Origin of the sequence: Cobetia sp. MMG027 (genome assembly GCF_027947415.1) — a bacterium.
Lineage (GTDB): Bacteria > Pseudomonadota > Gammaproteobacteria > Pseudomonadales > Halomonadaceae > Cobetia > Cobetia marina.
In genome coordinates this window covers 122,997-137,869 of sequence record NZ_JAQJIO010000003.1, presented here as the reverse complement: position 1 = coordinate 137,869, position 14,873 = coordinate 122,997, and the positions used below count along the sequence as shown (strand labels likewise).

The window sequence follows — 14,873 nt, the reverse complement described above, 5'->3', positions numbered from 1 at the left end:
CTTCACACATCGGGTCTTCCCTGCCCGGCCCATCGGCCCGGCAACCATTGCGGAGAATCAACATGCAAGGCCAACAGCACAACACTCTCTGGAACCAGGCTCGCCAATGGCAGGCCAACGCCGGCAACCAGCGTCCTTCTCAAGGCCTGTCCGGCCTCAAGCTGGTCGCTGCCTGGCTGATCGGCGGTGTCGTCATGATCTTCAGCCTGTTCGCGGCACTGATCATGATGGTACTGGGCATCATCATGCTGCCCTTCATCCGCCGGCGCATGAAGAAGCGCATGAGCGAGATGCAACAGCGCATGCAGGAAGCCCAGGACAAGGCCAACGGCCGCCAGAACTATTCGCGGGATGCGACACGTGAAGACGGCAGCAGTACCGCGACACTGGATGGTGAGTACCAGGTCAAGGAATAAGCCCCGACACCGATGACCGATTCAGGGTCACACGACGCAAGAAGGCCGCCCCACGGGGCGGCCTTCTTCGTTTCAGCGGCCTGACGCTACACAGGCAAGCTCAGGTGCCTGACCCTCACACGCGATAGACGCTGGCGGTCATCACCTTGGACATCAGCCGCATGGCGCTCTTCAGCGGCCCCGGGAAGCGATGTCCTCCGGCCTCCAGCGCCCACTGCTCATGATGGGCTTCATCGATCTCCATCTGCCGCAGCACCGCGCGTGAACGCTGATCGCCCTCGGGCAGTGTCTGCTGGTGCTTCGACAGGTGCTCGCCTACCAGCTCCTCGGTCGCGGCCACGAACCCGAGGCTGACCTTGTCGTTGATGGCGCCGGCCGCTGCCCCGAGCGCAAAGCTCGTCATGTAGAACAGTGGATTGAGCAGGCTGGTATTGGCATCCAGCTCGACGAGACGTGCATCGCACCAGGCGAGATGGTCGATCTCCTCCTGAGCGGCAAGCTCCATCTGGCTGCGCGTTTCCGGCAGACGCGCCGTGAACCCCTGGCCCTGGTACAGCGCCTGGGCGCAGACTTCACCGGTGTGATTGATGCGCATCAGACCGGCAGCATGCTGACGCTCCGCATCACTGATCTCACTGTCCACGATATCGCCTGCCGGGGTAGGTCGTGACGGCTGAGCCGCATGAGGGACCAGCGTGCGCAGAACGGTATCGAACTGATGGATCAACTGGTCGGCGCGACTGTGGTGACGTTGTGCCTGACTGGCGGTGGGGTGCGTCATGTAAGAACTCCTGCACGGCGTGAGCAATGCCACCATCTTACGCAAGGCCCCCACTCACGGTAAGGGGCAGAGTGACGCTGTCGTCGTCGGCACGTCTGAATCTCGCATCGCTCCGACATCTCCTGCCTGCAGCCTGCAGAACAAGACCGGGCATGACGCTTTCACGTCATGCCCGGTATGCGCCCGTGTGCCGCACGCTTGTATATCGCTAGCCGCTACCTGCCCGCGAACCGCCGGTACAGGCGCCTGCTCTACGCCGGCTCAGCCAGCCGGCCAGGTGAAGCGGCGACCACCCATCAGGTGCATGTGAATATGATAGACCGTCTGGCCGCCATCTTCATTGCAGTTCATCACCACACGGTAGCCATCGTCGGCGAAGCCGTATTCCTTCGCCAGTCTGGCGGCGGTGTACTGCAGGCGTCCCACCGTGGCCAGCTGGCTTTCCTCGATATCATTGAGCGTGGCGATGTGCTGCTTGGGAATGATCAGCACATGGGTCGGCGCCTGAGGGTTGATGTCATTGAAGGCCAGCACCTCCTCATCCTCATAGACGATATCGGCGGGAATCTCGCGATTGATGATCTTGCAGAACAGACAGTCCATGACACCTTCTCCCTCGACAATGACGTCGCCGCCAACGGCAGCGCAAGGTGCAAGCGTAGCGTCAGCACCGCAATGGGCCAAGCCCCGAGACAATGATCACCAAGACAATGATCACCGAGACAGTGATCACCGAGACGCCCCCGATACCGACAGGCTTCTGCGCATGAGACGAGTGTCGCTGGATGGGCAACAGAATGATTCACTCACGACGGTGGGCGGACTCGCTAAATGATAGGATAATCATTGTTACCTCGCTAACAAGAAGCCTGCCGTCATGCGCCTGCAAACCTCCTTGATCCCCTCCCTGCACAAGGCGACTCACGAGCTGGACGCCTCCGGCAGGGCCACCACGGGTACAGTGACACCCAAGGCATTAGTGGCCACGCCTGACGCGGACACTGCCGGGACGCTGTCACGCGAACCGGCGGCAGAGGACTTTCTGCAGCGCGCCAAGGGCTTTCTCAAGGCGGAAGTCTATCTCACGCACCTCGATGGCCAGACGGTGGTATGCAAGGACTACCGTCGTTATGCCGGCACCCCGGCGGCACTGGTCGCGCGCTGGCTGGTCCGTCGAGAACTGAAGATGCTGAGCCGCCTGGCCGGCTGGACGCATGCACCGCGCGCCATCGCACGCGTCTCCCCGCTGGCACTGGCCATGGAATACATTCCCGGCCCTCTGCTGAGCGATGCGCAGCTGGATCCCGCGGCGCATCCAGGACTCTGCCAGCAGCTGATTCTCGTCGTGCAGCAGCTGCATCAGCGCCGGATGGCACACAACGACATCCGCGGATCCAACGTCATACTGCGCGATGGCATACCGGTACTGATCGATTTCACCTCGGCGGTGCGGCTGCCGCGACTGCCGGGCACGGCCGGTGTGATGCGCATGATGCGTCGCTTCGACCTGCGCCACTCCCTCAAGCTCAAGCAACGTACGCTGGGGCTGCCGCTGCGGCCACGCGAGGCTCGCCTGCTGATGCGCAGCGGTCGCCTGAATCAGGTATTGCGCCTGTGGAAGAAACGCATCCTGCCGCGTCTCAAGGGCCGGTGACGCGTCCTGCTCTCGCCGACCTCACGTCTCAGCGGAAGCGGCGCTGGGCCAGAAGACTCCTGACCAACGGCGTGATGATCAACTCGATGGCCAGCGCCATCAGGGCACCCGGCACCACCAGCGTGTGCGGGCGCGACATGAAGGAGCCCTGGATCATCGCCAGCAGATAGGGGAAATCGACGCTGCCCGGATCACGGAAGTGCACGACGACCATCGACTCGGCATCGGTGGGAATGTCCTGCGGCTCGAAGGGGTTGGAGGTGTCCACCGTCGGTACGCGCTGGAAGTTGATATGGGTACGCGAGAACTGCGGCTGGATATAGCGGACATAGTCATCCATGCGGCTCAGGATGGTATCGACCACCGCTTCCTGGGAGTGCCCGCGCAGCTTGGTGTCCCGGTCGATCTTCTGGATCCACTCGAGGTTCATGGTCGGTGCCACGCCGATCAGCAGATCCACATGACGCGCGATGTCATGCTCGGGCGTCACCAGCCCGCCATGCAGGCCCTCGTAGAACAGCAGGTCCGTGCAATCCGGCAGCGACTGCCATTCGGTGAAGGTCCCGACCTTGTAGCCCGCCTCGATCATGCGCTTGTCTTCGGCATGGATGTAGTGACGGTGCGTGCCGGAGCCCTGCTCGCCATACTCCAGAAACAGCGCTTCCAGTCGATCGAGCTGGTTGGCCTCGACCGCGAAGTGTGACAGCTCACGCTTGCGCTCCGGCGCCTCCTGGAACATGCGTACCAGTTCATCGCGGGTATAGCGGTGAAAGGCATCGCCATCCACATAGGCGGCATGGATCGACTCACGCGAGAACATGCGCTCGAAGGTCCGCATGACCGTGGTCGTCCCCGCACCGGAGGAGCCCGTCACGGCGATGATCGGATACTCCCGCGACATCAGCGCGCCACCTCGCAGGCCAGCGCCGCGACCGTGCGCTCGATCTCGTCACTGACGCGTGCACTCGGCACGGCCAGTCCGTCGGGGCCGGCAAACACCAGCCCGACCCTGACGGTGGCCAGCACGCTGCCGTCACCGACCCGCACCAGACGATGATGGACGCCCAGTCCCTTGCCGGACACGGGGTCCATGGCGGTCTCCACCACCAGCGCATCGCCCAGCTTGCCTTCCCCCTGATACTGCACGGCAAGATCGGAGACGATGCTCATGAGGCCATCGACATCCCATTCCGGGAAGCCGAGTGCCTGCCAGGCCTGGCCGCGTGCCTCGTGCGCCAGGCTGACCACGCTATCGTGACCGAGATGCTGGCCATAATTGATATCGCTGACACGAATCGTCATCGCATGACGATGCACCAGGCGCTGCTCTGGGAACTCGAGCCGAATACGCTCCATGAGGACTCCTCGTCGGCGAGACGGAAATGGACGATGACGGCGGAGTCGCCATGCTTCCCCGATGCCATGCTCAAGGCCGGGGAGACCCATGGGCCGCCGTTCATGCGTGAACAAGTGATGATGAAGGTTATCGCACGGCCGACACCGACATGACCAGACTCTCGACACGATGGTCGTAGAATGGCCGACGCGAGAATCACGGTGCGATAACGACAAGACCCGGCCAGAGGCCGGGTCTTGCAGACAATGCGATGATGCCGGACATGCTCAGGCGTCGCCACGCTCACGGGCGATGGCACGCCAGGCGATGTCACGTCGCACCAGCACGTCCTGCCAGTCGATGGCGTCCACACCCTCGTAGGCACGCTCGGTGGCGGCGGCCACGCTGTCGCCCAGCGCGGTGACGCACAGCACGCGACCGCCACTGGTGACCACCTGCCCGTCCTTTTCGGCGGTGCCGGCGTGGAAGACCTTGCAACCGGTCGCCTCGGCAGCGTCGAACCCGGTGATGACATCGCCCTTGCGGTAGCTGGCCGGATAGCCGCCTGCCGCCAGCACCACGCCGACCGCCGCGCGGGAATCCCACTCGCAGGTCTGGGTATCGAGGCGCCCGTCTTCGGCGGCCAGACACAGCGCCACCAGGTCGGACTTCAGACGTACCATGATCGGCTGGGTCTCCGGATCACCGAAGCGGCAATTGTATTCGATGATCTTCGGCGCGCCCTGGGCATCGATCATCAGGCCGGCGTACAGGAAGCCGGTGTAGGGATGTCCCTCTGCCGCCATGCCACGCACGGTGGGCAGGATGATCTCGTCCATCACGCGCTGGTGCACATCGGCGGTGACCACCGGTGCCGGAGAATAGGCCCCCATGCCACCGGTGTTGGGGCCGGTATCGCCTTCACCGACCCGCTTGTGGTCCTGACTGGTGGCCATCGGCAGCACGTTCTCGCCATCGACCATCACGATGAAGCTGGCTTCCTCGCCATCGAGGAACTCCTCGATCACCACGCGTGCACCGGCATCACCGAAGGCGTTGTCCTCGAGCATGTCACGCACGGCGGCGCGAGCTTCCTCATCGGTCATCGCGACCACCACTCCCTTGCCCGCCGCCAGACCATCGGCCTTGATGACGATCGGTGCCGGGTGGGCGGCCAGGTACTCAAGCGCCGCATCGACCTCGGCGAAGGTGGCGTAATCGCCGGTCGGGATGGCATGACGCGCCAGGAAGTCCTTGGTGAAGGCCTTGGAGCCTTCCAGCTGGGCAGCGCCGGCCGTCGGGCCGAAGCACTTGAGCCCCGCCTCGCGGAAGCGATCGACCACGCCGATCACCAGCGGCGCTTCCGGGCCGACGATGGTCAGCTCGATGGCGTTGTCCCGCGCGAAGGCGACCAGAGCATCGAGATCGTCAGCGGCAATCGCCAGATTGGTCAGCTTGGACTCGCGCGCCGTGCCCGCATTGCCGGGGGCCACGAAGACCTCCTCGACACGGGAGGACTGGGCGGCTTTCCAGGCCAGCGCATGTTCGCGGCCACCGCCGCCGATGATCAGGACCTTCATCTTTTCAACCTTCATGAGCCAGTGAGGATCAAGGCTGCCCGCAAGACACGGGCGACCGAGGAAATGTCAGGCTGCGCATTATGGCAGAAAGGGGCTCCCCTCGGGACGCCCCTTTTCACATCAACGCGATTTCATGTGATTTTCATGCCGGCCGACCAGGCATCACTCAGCGTGTGCCCTCGGGGTCGTGAGCCTCGCCGTCGTCGTTCGTCCCGCCCTCCGGGGCATCATCGGCAGAGCGTGAGCTCGTCCGGCCCCGGTTGATGCCGCCCCCCATGGCCTGCTGCCAGAAGCGCAGATTCTCTTCGGCGACTTCGCGCATCATCTCCATGGGCGAGTGGCGCATGGCCTGGGACCATTGCTCCTGCATGCGCTGCTGTTGCTCCATCATCAGCCGCGTGCCCTGCTCCAGATACCCCGCCAGCGGCAATGGCTTGGCCATCGCATAGATGCGGATGAACTGCTCCAGCAGCTCGTTGGAGAAGACTTCGGCCTCACCATCGCCCTGCTCCTGCTCGATGATGATGGTCAGCAGGATGGTGCGCGTGAGGTCCTCGCCGCTCTTGGCGTCCTCGACCTTGAAGACCTCTTCCGCCAGCACCAGGCTGCGCAGGTCCTCGAGGGTCACATAACGGCTCTGCTCGGTATCGTAGAGACGCCGATTGGCGTATTTGCGGATGACTCTCACGGATCAAGCTCCTGTCGATTTTTCTTCATTGTGCACTCAAGGGGGGGCACTGCAAGGAAAGCCGCTTCCACGCGCCTGATCCACTCCCGCCACGCCCCGGGCAATCGCCTCCTTCGCTGTCATTTCGCCGGAGCCGAGCCATCTGACGTCCATGCTAGAATGCCGCCTCTTTTCCTCCTGTCTGTCTACGGTATCGCCATGAACCTTATCCTGCTCGGCGCTGATGACCTGCTCGCCTCCGACCATGCACGCGTGACGGACCCGCGCAGACTGCGCCATCTGCGTGAGGTGCATCGTGCCGCTGTCGGTGACGAGATGACCCTGGGAATCGAAGGCGGGCTGATCGGTCGTGGACGCCTGGAGCGGCTGGACGCCGAGGTGGCCGAATTCAGTCTGCGTCTGGAGCGTCAGCCGCCGGCACCACTCGATGTCCATCTGCTGCTGGCGCTGCCACGCCCGCGCATGCTGGCGCGCTCGCTGGAACACATCACGGCGCTGGGCGTGAAGCACATCACCCTGCTGCATACGCGGCGCGTGGAGAAGAGCTACTGGCAGTCGCCGGAGCTGAAAGAGGAAAAGATTCGCCAGCATCTGGTGCTGGGACTGGAGCAGGCGCGCGACACCATCATGCCGACGGTCACACAGGAGACATTGTTCAAGCCATTCGTGGAGGACAGACTGCCGGACCTGATGGCCCCGGAGAGCGCCGTGAAGCCGCGCGGCATCATCGCGCACCCGGGCATGCCGCAGGAGTGCCCGCGCGCGGTGAGTGAGCCGGTGATCCTGGCCATCGGCCCGGAGGGTGGATTCGTGGACTATGAGGTGGAGCAGTTCATGAAGGCCGGCTTCGAAGGCGTGCACCTCGGCGAGCGCATCCTGCGCGTCGAGACGGCGGTCACGGCGCTGCTGGCGCGACTGGGCTGAGACCTCACACCGGCTGACCCGCCAGATGCCGCCACTCCCCCCAGTGGACGGCGGCATCGAAATCCAGCAGACAGTGCTCGAACCAGCGCGCCCCGAGTCGCCAGTCTCCCCCGGCGGCAAGCCATGCACGGGCCAGATGCTGGCGCTCATCCCACGGCAGCCAGCCTTCCCGAGTCAGCCTGTGCATGGCCCGGTCCACCCGTACGTCGCCCGTGCGCCCTTCGCGCCAGCGCTGGAATGCCACATCGCAGGCCGCCTCCTTCTCCAGCGCCTCGCCATACCAGCCCATCAGCGATTCCTCGGGCTGCGCTTGCAGGACCCGCTGCCAGTACTCGCGCTGGAGCAGCACAGCCATCAGCTGATGCGCCGCGAGAGACTCCCCCATTTCCCGTCGATGTTCCGCCAGTGCCTGCAGGATGCGCCGCGGACTGATGCAGCCCTGCGCCAACCAGGCGGACAGGCGCCAGGCAGCCTGCACCTCGGCATCCTCTGATTCCGGACGCGACCAGACGAGGGAATACAGCTGCTCGCGCGCCGGCTCCTCCCCGCCTTGAAGCGTGGCGATTTCCCCCACCGGTTGCCAGGCGCTGGCCGTGGCGCACACTGCCTCCAGCGGCGGGAAACCGCGTGATGCCGATTCCGGCCATGGCGGCAAGGAACACGGCAGCCCCTGCAAGGGATTTCGCGAGGCATGACGCGTCCACCACTGGGCATCATCGAGACGCAGAGACATCGCCCCGCATGACGCCAGCGCTGGCGAGAGCCGCGAGGAAGCGGGCAATTCCGGGGCGGCGAGAGACATCGCCTTCGCACCATGGGCCGGGCTTTCCATCACCTGCGGAGGCGTCCACAGGGCCGTGGGCTCCTGCGTCGCATCCCGCTCGTCCAGCGGCTCCAGCACGAGCCCTTCACGTGGGTGGCAATGCAGCCGGGTACTGGCAGGAAGTTGCGCGGCAAGACGCTGAAGATTGCCGGCATCATCCGGGGTTCGGGAATGACTGACTTCCAGGCAGTCCACGTCATGCTGGCGGACCTGGGCCAGCACCTCGCTGACGGGATCCCCCACTCGCACCAGCAGATCGCTGCCGCGGCGCAGCAACATGCCACGCAGGTTCATCAGGCTCTGCCAGAGGAGGCGAAGGCGGGCAGGTCCCAGGCGAGGCAGACCCTCGACAGGCGTCAACCAGCGCTGGTCCAGCACGTACATGACCAGAAGTTGATAGGGGCGACGGACACTGGGCAGCGCGAATACCGGGTTGTCTTCCAGACGCAGGTCATGACGCAGCCAGACAAGTGACGTCTCCGGTGGGCCGCCCGAATTCGTGCTGATGGCCTCTCGCATGCGAGCTCCAAAGCGTTATCGGCGTATAATATTTGTACAATAAATAGCCCGCTCTGTACAACACGCTGTCCGATCAGGGACCTCATCCGACCTGCCGCCCGTGCGCTGGCGAGGGGTGCAAGTGCGTGATACATTCGAGAGGTTAGGTCACGATCCACCAATGTTTTCAACAAGATCGCGCAAGTGTCTCTACCCGCAAACACACTTGTCATCCAGGGGCTTCAGGAGGAATACGGCCATGCTCGCAAGACATGACATGACCGCACCAACCCGGCATCTTCGCCGTCTGCCCATCGCGGGCAGCCGGGGGCGCGCTGCGGACCTCATCCCCACCTGGATGCTGGCACCTCGTGCCGTGCGCCTCCCCTTTCTGACTGATCCGCCCGCGGCGGTGACGTCTCATCCCGAGGTACCTGCGTCCCTGCCGGGCGCCTGAACCTCTGAGCCGCCATCGGCTGCCACTGCCACTCATTCCCGCCACTTGATGGCGGCACGCACCTCCCGAGCAGGCGTCGACCTGACACGGAAGCGTGATCCAGAGGTGGCAACCTCGGCAGCCTGCAATGCGCTCGCCTATCCTATCGGCACCCAGTGGCCGAAATCCGCGTCCCGACCTCGAAGCTGGTGGCCTGGCCCTGAGCCCGTGTCCGCTCCGCTGACGACAGAGGGACAACGCCCTACAACGACTGGAGCGAGTCTTCCATGACCCTGCTGTTGATCGTGCTACTGCCATTGCTCGGTGCCCTGGTGCCGTTGATGGCCAGAGACCTGCCCCGCGGCCGCCTTGCCTGGCTGACGGCGGTTGCCCCTGCCCTGGCACTTGGTATCGCCGTCTTCCATCTCGGCGATGTCTTCGCCGGCCAGATAGCCCAGTTCCACCTGCCGTGGATCACCGAACTGGGGCTGGATCTGGCGCTACGCTTCGATGGCCTGTCAGCTCTGTTCGTCCTGCTGATTCTCGGCATCGGACTGCTGATCATCCTCTATTCTCGCTACTACCTGTCGAGCGAGGACTCGCTGGCACGCCTCTACAGCTTCCTGATGCTGTTCATGACCGCGATGCTCGGCATCGTCATGGCGGACAACCTGCTGTTGATGTGGGTGTTCTGGGAGCTGACCAGTCTCAGCTCCTTCCTGCTGATCGGTTACTGGTATCAGCTGAGCGAGGCGCGCAAGGGCGCCCGCATGGCGCTGACCGTCACCGGTGCGGGCGGGCTGGCGCTGCTGGCCGGCATCCTGGTCATCGGTCATATCGTCGGCAGCTACCAGTTCGATGACGTCCTCGCGGCGGCAGACCAGATCCGCTCCCACGAGCTGTATCCTGTCGCACTGGTACTGGTGCTGCTGGGCGCCTTCACCAAGTCCGCGCAGTTCCCGTTCCAGTTCTGGCTGCCCCACGCGATGTCGGCTCCGACACCGGTGTCCGCCTTCCTGCACTCCGCCACCATGGTCAAGGCCGGAGTCTTTCTGCTGGCGCGCATGCACCCGGTGCTCTCGGGGACTGATCTCTGGTTCTACATCGTCAGCCTCACGGGCCTTGCCACCCTGCTGTATGGCGCCTGGTTCGCCTTGATGAAGCAGGACCTCAAGGGCGTGCTGGCCTTCTCGACCATCAGCCATCTGGGTCTGATCACGCTGCTGTTCGGCTTCAACAGCCAGATGGCCGCCGTCGCGGGCCTGCTGCACATCATCAATCACGCGACCTTCAAGGCCTCGCTGTTCATGGCAGCCGGCATCGTCGACCACGAATGTGGCACGCGTGACATCCGCAAGCTCAACGGCCTGTACCGTTACATGCCGCATACCACGGTGCTGGCGATGGTCGCCTCGGCCTCGATGGCCGGCGTGCCGCTGCTCAACGGCTTCCTGTCCAAGGAAATGTTCTTTGCCGAGAGCCTCGATGCCCAGCTGCTGGGCGGTCTTTCCTGGCTGATTCCGGCGCTGGCGACCCTCGGTGGCATCCTGTCGGTGGCCTACTCGCTGCGCTTCATCCACGACGTCTTCTTCAATGGCGAGCCGAAGGACCTGCCCAAGACCCCGCATGAGCCGCCGCGCTACATGAAGCTGCCCATCGAGGTGCTGGTGCTGATCTGCCTGCTGGTGGGCATCCTGCCGTCACTGGTGATCAAGGACCTGCTGGTGAGCGCCTCCGCCAGCGTGCTGGCAGCGCCGGTGCCGGACTTCAGTCTCGCCATCTGGCACGGCTTCAACCTGCCGCTGCTGATGAGCGTCATCGCGCTGGGTGGCGGTGTCGCCGTCTACGCCCTGCGCCATCATCTGTACGCCTTCCAGCGCCAGTTCCGGGCGCGCAACGCCCTGCTGGTCTTCGAGGCCAACGTCCAGCGAGTCGTGAAACTGTCCGAGCGCTTCATGGACAGCTTCGAGAACGGTTCGCTGCAGCGCTACATGCTGTGGCTGCTGCTGACCGCGCTGGTCTTCGTCGGCATCGGCCTGCTGGCCGTGCCGCGTCTGGGTGGAGAGCTTGAGCAGCAGCCCTTCGATGGCATGCTGCTGACGGGTGCCGTGATCACCGGCCTGGCCGGCCTGGGCACCGCGATCACTCACCGCAAGCGCCTGATCTCCCTGCTGATGCTGTCAGTGGTCGGCCTGATGACCTCGCTGGCGTTTGCACGCTTTGCCGCCCCGGACCTGGCACTGACCCAGCTGGCGGTGGAGGTGGTGACGATGATCCTGCTGATGCTGGCACTGTTCTTCCTGCCACAGCGCACACCCAAGGAATCCAGCGCGCGACGCATCATGCGTGACGTCCTGCTCGCCAGCGCCTTCGGCGTGGTGGTCGCAAGCCTCAACTTCGCCATCCTGACCCGCCCGGTCGAATCGATCTCCGACTTCTTCATGGCCAATGCGGTCTCCGGCGGTGGGGGCCACAACGTGGTCAACGTGATTCTCGTCGACTTCCGTGGCTTCGATACGCTGGGCGAGATCACCGTACTCGGGATTGCCGGACTGGCGATCTTCAAGCTGCTCAACCGCCTGCGCCTGTTCATGCCATCCACTGACCTGGATGGCCGCAACTGGTCGCCAGACCGCCACCCGATGATTCTGGCCACCGTGTCCCAGACCCTGCTGCCACTGGCGCTGCTGGTCTCGGTCTACATCTTCCTGCGCGGCCACAACGAACCCGGCGGCGGTTTCATCGCCGGTCTGGTGACCGCCGTGGCCATCATCCTGCTCTACATCGCGCGCGGCGTGGACTGGACACAGCGCTGGCTGCGCTTCCCCTACCAGCCGGTCGCGGCGGCCGGGGTGTTGATCGCCGGCCTGACGGGCGCGGGCAGCTGGGTCTTCGGCTATCCGTTCCTGACGTCATCGTTCGGCCACTTCACGATTCCCGTGATCGGTGAGATAGAGCTGGCCACCGCGCTGCTGTTCGACCTCGGGGTCTATCTGACCGTGGTCGGCGCGACCCTGATGATTCTCGCCAACCTCGGCAAGCTGACGACACCGCACCGTCCGACCAAGGAGAAGAGCTGATGGAAGCCCTCTACGCCACTACCACCGGCCTGCTGGCCGCCTGCGGTGTCTACCTGACCCTGCGCGGGCGCACCTTCCCTGTCGTGGTCGGGCTGACGCTATTGTCCTACGCGGTCAACCTGTTCCTGTTCTCCATGGGGGGGCTTGCCATGCACGGCACCCCCGCCGTGGTCGGCTCAGGCTCGCCCACGGCGGACCCGCTGCCCCAGGCACTGGTGCTGACCGCCATCGTGATCGGCTTCGCCATGACGGCCTTCGTGGTCATCCTCGCCATGCGCGCGCGCGGTGACCTGGGCAGTGACCACGTCAACGGCAACCGTCTGGACGACTCGAAAGAGGATGGCAAGTGATGCTGCAACACCTGATTGTCCTTCCGATCGTCCTGCCACTGCTGGTGGGCGCCTGCCTGCTGCTGAGTCGCGGCTCATCGCCGGTACTGCGCCGCAGCATCAGCCTGATCACCCAGGCCATCATGGTGGCCATCGCCATCGCGCTGGTCGTTCAGGCCAACGACGACACCATTCGCTACTACGCGCTGGGCGACTGGCAGCCTCCCTTCGGGATCGTGCTGGTGCTGGATCGCCTGTCGGCGACCATGGTGCTGCTCAGCTCGGTGCTGGGCCTGCTGGCCTGCCTGTATGCCACGGCGGGCATCGATGAGACAGGCTCCAACTTCCATGGCCTGTTCCTGCTGCAGCTGATGGGGATCAACGGTGCCTTCCTGACCGGCGACCTCTTCAACCTGTTCGTGTTCTTCGAGGTCCTGCTGATCGCCTCCTACGCCCTGCTGCTGCACGGCGGCAGCAAGGCACGCACGCTGTCAGCCCTGCATTACGTGGTGCTGAACCTGATGGGGTCGGCGTTCTTCCTGATCGCGCTGGGCATCCTCTACGGCGTGACCGGTACGCTGAACATGGCCGACATGGCCGTCATCGTCACCACGCTGGACCCGGGACGGGCCGGCCTGATGGAAGCCGGCGGTCTGCTGCTGCTGGTGGTATTCGGCCTCAAGGCCGCGATGCTGCCGCTGTATTTCTGGCTGCCCCGCGCCTACGCCGCGGCCTCGGCGCCGGTGGCGGCGCTGTTCGCGATCATGACCAAGGTCGGCATCTATTCCATCCTGCGCGTCTACTCGCTGATCTTCACCGACAACGCCGGCACCCTGGCAGATCTTGGTCGCGACTGGCTGTGGTGGGCAGGGCTCGCCACGCTGGTCGTGTCGATGCTCGGCGTGCTCTCGGCACGTGACCTGCGCACCCTGGTGGCCTATCTGGTCATGATCTCGGTCGGTACGCTGCTGACGGCGCTGGGCATGAACAGCGTTGCGGCGGACAGCGCCCTGCTGTTCTACCTGATCCACTCCACCCTGGTCACCGGCGGCCTCTTCCTGCTGGTGGATGTGATGGCAGGCCAGCGTGGCAAGGCCGGTGCCCGTATCGTGCGCTCACGGCCACTGCTGCAGGCAGGCCTGCTGGGCGGACTGTTCCTGATCGGCACGGCGGCCGCGGCGGGCCTGCCGCCCTTCTCGGGCGCCATCGGCAAGGCGCTGATCCTGTCGTCCGCCTCACTGGAGCAGCAGGTATGGCTGTGGCCAGTGCTGCTGCTGGCGGGGCTGTGCTCGATCGTGGCCTGTTCGCGTGCCGGTTCCAGCGTGTTCTGGCGCACCGGCAACAGTGAACCCAGCGGTGAACGACTCGGTGTCGCGCGCGGCATCGCGACCTGCGGCCTGATCTCCGCCGCACTGGCACTGGTCGTCTTCGCCGGTCCCGTCTCGCAGTGGACCAAGGCCACCGCACAGCAACTGTCGGACCCGGCCCCCTATCTCGATGCCCTTCTGGGCAAGGACGCCGCACCGGAAACCGCTCTGCCGCTCAAGGGAGACGCTCAATGATCAAGTCTCGTTCTCGCGTTCTGCCCACCCCGATGCTCTCGACCCTGCTGCTGGTCGTGTGGCTGATGCTGCAGAACAGCGTCTCGCCCGGGCAGATATTGCTCGGCGCGGTGCTGGCCATCGCCATCCCGGCACTGACCTATCGTTTCTGGGAGCCGCAGCCGGACCTCCAGAAACCGTGGCGACTGATCGGCTACCTGCTGCGCGTCATCCTGGACATCATCATCGCCAACCTGCAGGTCTCGCGACTCATCCTGAATCCGCGTGCGAAATTCCGCCCGGCCTTCGTGCGCTATCCGCTGGAGCTCGAGCAGAAGTTCCCGATCACCCTGCTGTCGAGCACCATCACGCTGACACCGGGGACGGTCTCTGCCTATCTCACGCTGGATGGTCGCCATCTGATCATCCATGCACTGGATGTCGAGGATGAACAGGCATTGATCGACGAGATCCGCCAGCGCTACGAGCGCCCGCTGAAGGAGATCTACGAATGCTAGACATCGCCCTGTGGATCAGCATCGCGCTGTTCGCGGCGTCCCTGATGCTCAACGTCTTCCGGCTGGCCATCGGCCCGGACCTGCCGGACCGCATCCTCGCCGTGGACACCATGTACGTGAACTCCATCGCGCTGATCGTGCTGTTCAGCATCCAGCTCAACAGCAAGGCCTACTTCGAGGCGGCGCTGCTGATCGCCATGCTGGGCTTCGTCAGCACCGTGGCAGTCTGCAAGTATCTGCTGCGCGGCGACATCATCGAATGACCTGAG

The 14,873-nt window shown here is 64.4% G+C and carries 15 protein-coding genes; 8 read left to right on the top strand and 7 right to left on the bottom strand.

Annotation, left to right across the window (positions count from 1 at the left end):
* Positions 1–62 precede the first annotated feature (62 nt).
* Complete coding sequence (locus PJK54_RS04715; protein WP_077378868.1) at positions 63–416, top strand: hypothetical protein; 354 nt, start codon at positions 63–65, stop codon at positions 414–416.
* A 115-nt stretch (positions 417–531) separates the two neighbouring features.
* On the opposite strand, the gene coq7 is transcribed toward PJK54_RS04715, so the two are convergent.
* Together coq7 and PJK54_RS04705 are read right to left on the bottom strand one after the other, a co-directional pair.
* The gene (coq7, locus tag PJK54_RS04710; protein ID WP_084209398.1) at positions 532–1,197 is read right to left on the bottom strand and encodes a 2-polyprenyl-3-methyl-6-methoxy-1,4-benzoquinone monooxygenase; all 666 of its coding nucleotides are present in this window, start codon (positions 1,195–1,197) and stop codon (positions 532–534) included.
* A gap of 261 nt (positions 1,198–1,458) precedes the next feature.
* Complete coding sequence (locus tag PJK54_RS04705; protein WP_084209399.1) at positions 1,459–1,800, bottom strand: histidine triad nucleotide-binding protein; 342 nt, start codon at positions 1,798–1,800, stop codon at positions 1,459–1,461.
* A gap of 274 nt (positions 1,801–2,074) precedes the next feature.
* Between PJK54_RS04705 and PJK54_RS04700 the strand changes: the two genes are divergently transcribed.
* Complete coding sequence (locus PJK54_RS04700; RefSeq protein WP_271302355.1) at positions 2,075–2,851, top strand: RIO1 family regulatory kinase/ATPase domain-containing protein; 777 nt, start codon at positions 2,075–2,077, stop codon at positions 2,849–2,851.
* Positions 2,852–2,879: 28 nt separating this feature from the next.
* Here PJK54_RS04700 and PJK54_RS04695 read toward each other — a convergent pair whose 3' ends face one another.
* The 4 genes from PJK54_RS04695 to phaR all read right to left on the bottom strand — a co-directional run bounded on the left by PJK54_RS04695 (position 2,880) and on the right by phaR (position 6,455).
* On the bottom strand, positions 2,880–3,752 hold the full coding sequence (locus PJK54_RS04695) for a phosphoribulokinase (protein ID WP_077378856.1): 873 nt from the start codon (positions 3,750–3,752) through the stop codon (positions 2,880–2,882).
* Positions 3,752–4,207, bottom strand: a complete 456-nt coding sequence (locus PJK54_RS04690; protein ID WP_077378853.1) for an acyl-CoA thioesterase — start codon at positions 4,205–4,207, stop codon at positions 3,752–3,754. The genes PJK54_RS04695 and PJK54_RS04690 overlap by 1 nt, the downstream gene beginning before the upstream one ends.
* A 267-nt stretch (positions 4,208–4,474) precedes the next feature.
* Positions 4,475–5,767: a phosphoribosylamine--glycine ligase gene (purD, locus tag PJK54_RS04685; protein ID WP_077378851.1), complete on the bottom strand. Its 1,293-nt coding sequence runs from the start codon at positions 5,765–5,767 to the stop codon at positions 4,475–4,477.
* A gap of 166 nt (positions 5,768–5,933) precedes the next feature.
* The gene (gene phaR, locus PJK54_RS04680) at positions 5,934–6,455 is read right to left on the bottom strand and encodes a polyhydroxyalkanoate synthesis repressor PhaR (protein WP_084209401.1); all 522 of its coding nucleotides are present in this window, start codon (positions 6,453–6,455) and stop codon (positions 5,934–5,936) included.
* 198 nt (positions 6,456–6,653) lie between these two features.
* On the opposite strand from phaR, the gene PJK54_RS04675 reads away from it, so the two are divergent.
* Positions 6,654–7,379, top strand: a complete 726-nt coding sequence (locus PJK54_RS04675; RefSeq protein WP_271302354.1) for a 16S rRNA (uracil(1498)-N(3))-methyltransferase — start codon at positions 6,654–6,656, stop codon at positions 7,377–7,379.
* Between the two features lie 4 nt (positions 7,380–7,383).
* Here PJK54_RS04675 and PJK54_RS04670 read toward each other — a convergent pair whose 3' ends face one another.
* Positions 7,384–8,721: a deoxyribodipyrimidine photo-lyase gene (locus tag PJK54_RS04670; protein ID WP_271302353.1), complete on the bottom strand. Its 1,338-nt coding sequence runs from the start codon at positions 8,719–8,721 to the stop codon at positions 7,384–7,386.
* Positions 8,722–9,423: 702 nt separating this feature from the next.
* Between PJK54_RS04670 and PJK54_RS04665 the strand changes: the two genes are divergently transcribed.
* Genes PJK54_RS04665 through PJK54_RS04645 form a run of 5 tightly spaced genes read left to right on the top strand, consistent with a single transcriptional unit; the run spans position 9,424 to position 14,867 of the window.
* A complete protein-coding gene (locus PJK54_RS04665) occupies positions 9,424–12,216 on the top strand; it encodes a monovalent cation/H+ antiporter subunit A (RefSeq protein WP_136939080.1) in 2,793 nt (930 codons plus the stop codon).
* Positions 12,216–12,566 carry a Na+/H+ antiporter subunit C gene (locus tag PJK54_RS04660; RefSeq protein ID WP_077378839.1) on the top strand — a complete coding sequence of 117 codons (351 nt, stop codon included), beginning with the start codon at positions 12,216–12,218 and terminating at the stop codon, positions 12,564–12,566. The genes PJK54_RS04665 and PJK54_RS04660 overlap by 1 nt, the downstream gene beginning before the upstream one ends.
* On the top strand, positions 12,566–14,107 hold the full coding sequence (locus tag PJK54_RS04655) for a monovalent cation/H+ antiporter subunit D (RefSeq protein WP_077378836.1): 1,542 nt from the start codon (positions 12,566–12,568) through the stop codon (positions 14,105–14,107). Before PJK54_RS04660 ends, PJK54_RS04655 begins: the two co-directional genes overlap by 1 nt.
* The gene (locus PJK54_RS04650; protein WP_077378833.1) at positions 14,104–14,604 is read left to right on the top strand and encodes a Na+/H+ antiporter subunit E; all 501 of its coding nucleotides are present in this window, start codon (positions 14,104–14,106) and stop codon (positions 14,602–14,604) included. Before PJK54_RS04655 ends, PJK54_RS04650 begins: the two co-directional genes overlap by 4 nt.
* Positions 14,598–14,867: a K+/H+ antiporter subunit F gene (locus tag PJK54_RS04645; RefSeq protein WP_077378830.1), complete on the top strand. Its 270-nt coding sequence runs from the start codon at positions 14,598–14,600 to the stop codon at positions 14,865–14,867. Before PJK54_RS04650 ends, PJK54_RS04645 begins: the two co-directional genes overlap by 7 nt.
* Positions 14,868–14,873 lie beyond the last annotated feature (6 nt).

Bases quoted from the DNA above. Each gene is read 5' to 3' on its own strand.
- PJK54_RS04675 (WP_271302354.1), top strand. From the start codon at position 6,654: ATGAACCTTATCCTGCTCGGCGCTGATGACCTGCTCGCCTCCGACCAT.
- PJK54_RS04705 (WP_084209399.1), bottom strand. From the start codon at position 1,800: ATGGACTGTCTGTTCTGCAAGATCATCAATCGCGAGATTCCCGCCGAT.
- coq7 (WP_084209398.1), bottom strand. From the start codon at position 1,197: ATGACGCACCCCACCGCCAGTCAGGCACAACGTCACCACAGTCGCGCC.
- PJK54_RS04645 (WP_077378830.1), top strand. From the start codon at position 14,598: ATGCTAGACATCGCCCTGTGGATCAGCATCGCGCTGTTCGCGGCGTCC.
- PJK54_RS04715 (WP_077378868.1), top strand. From the start codon at position 63: ATGCAAGGCCAACAGCACAACACTCTCTGGAACCAGGCTCGCCAATGG.
- PJK54_RS04700 (WP_271302355.1), top strand. From the start codon at position 2,075: ATGCGCCTGCAAACCTCCTTGATCCCCTCCCTGCACAAGGCGACTCAC.
- PJK54_RS04665 (WP_136939080.1), top strand. From the start codon at position 9,424: ATGACCCTGCTGTTGATCGTGCTACTGCCATTGCTCGGTGCCCTGGTG.
- purD (WP_077378851.1), bottom strand. From the start codon at position 5,767: ATGAAGGTCCTGATCATCGGCGGCGGTGGCCGCGAACATGCGCTGGCC.
- PJK54_RS04655 (WP_077378836.1), top strand. From the start codon at position 12,566: ATGCTGCAACACCTGATTGTCCTTCCGATCGTCCTGCCACTGCTGGTG.
- PJK54_RS04690 (WP_077378853.1), bottom strand. From the start codon at position 4,207: ATGGAGCGTATTCGGCTCGAGTTCCCAGAGCAGCGCCTGGTGCATCGT.
- PJK54_RS04650 (WP_077378833.1), top strand. From the start codon at position 14,104: ATGATCAAGTCTCGTTCTCGCGTTCTGCCCACCCCGATGCTCTCGACC.
- PJK54_RS04695 (WP_077378856.1), bottom strand. From the start codon at position 3,752: ATGTCGCGGGAGTATCCGATCATCGCCGTGACGGGCTCCTCCGGTGCG.
- PJK54_RS04660 (WP_077378839.1), top strand. From the start codon at position 12,216: ATGGAAGCCCTCTACGCCACTACCACCGGCCTGCTGGCCGCCTGCGGT.
- PJK54_RS04670 (WP_271302353.1), bottom strand. From the start codon at position 8,721: ATGCGAGAGGCCATCAGCACGAATTCGGGCGGCCCACCGGAGACGTCA.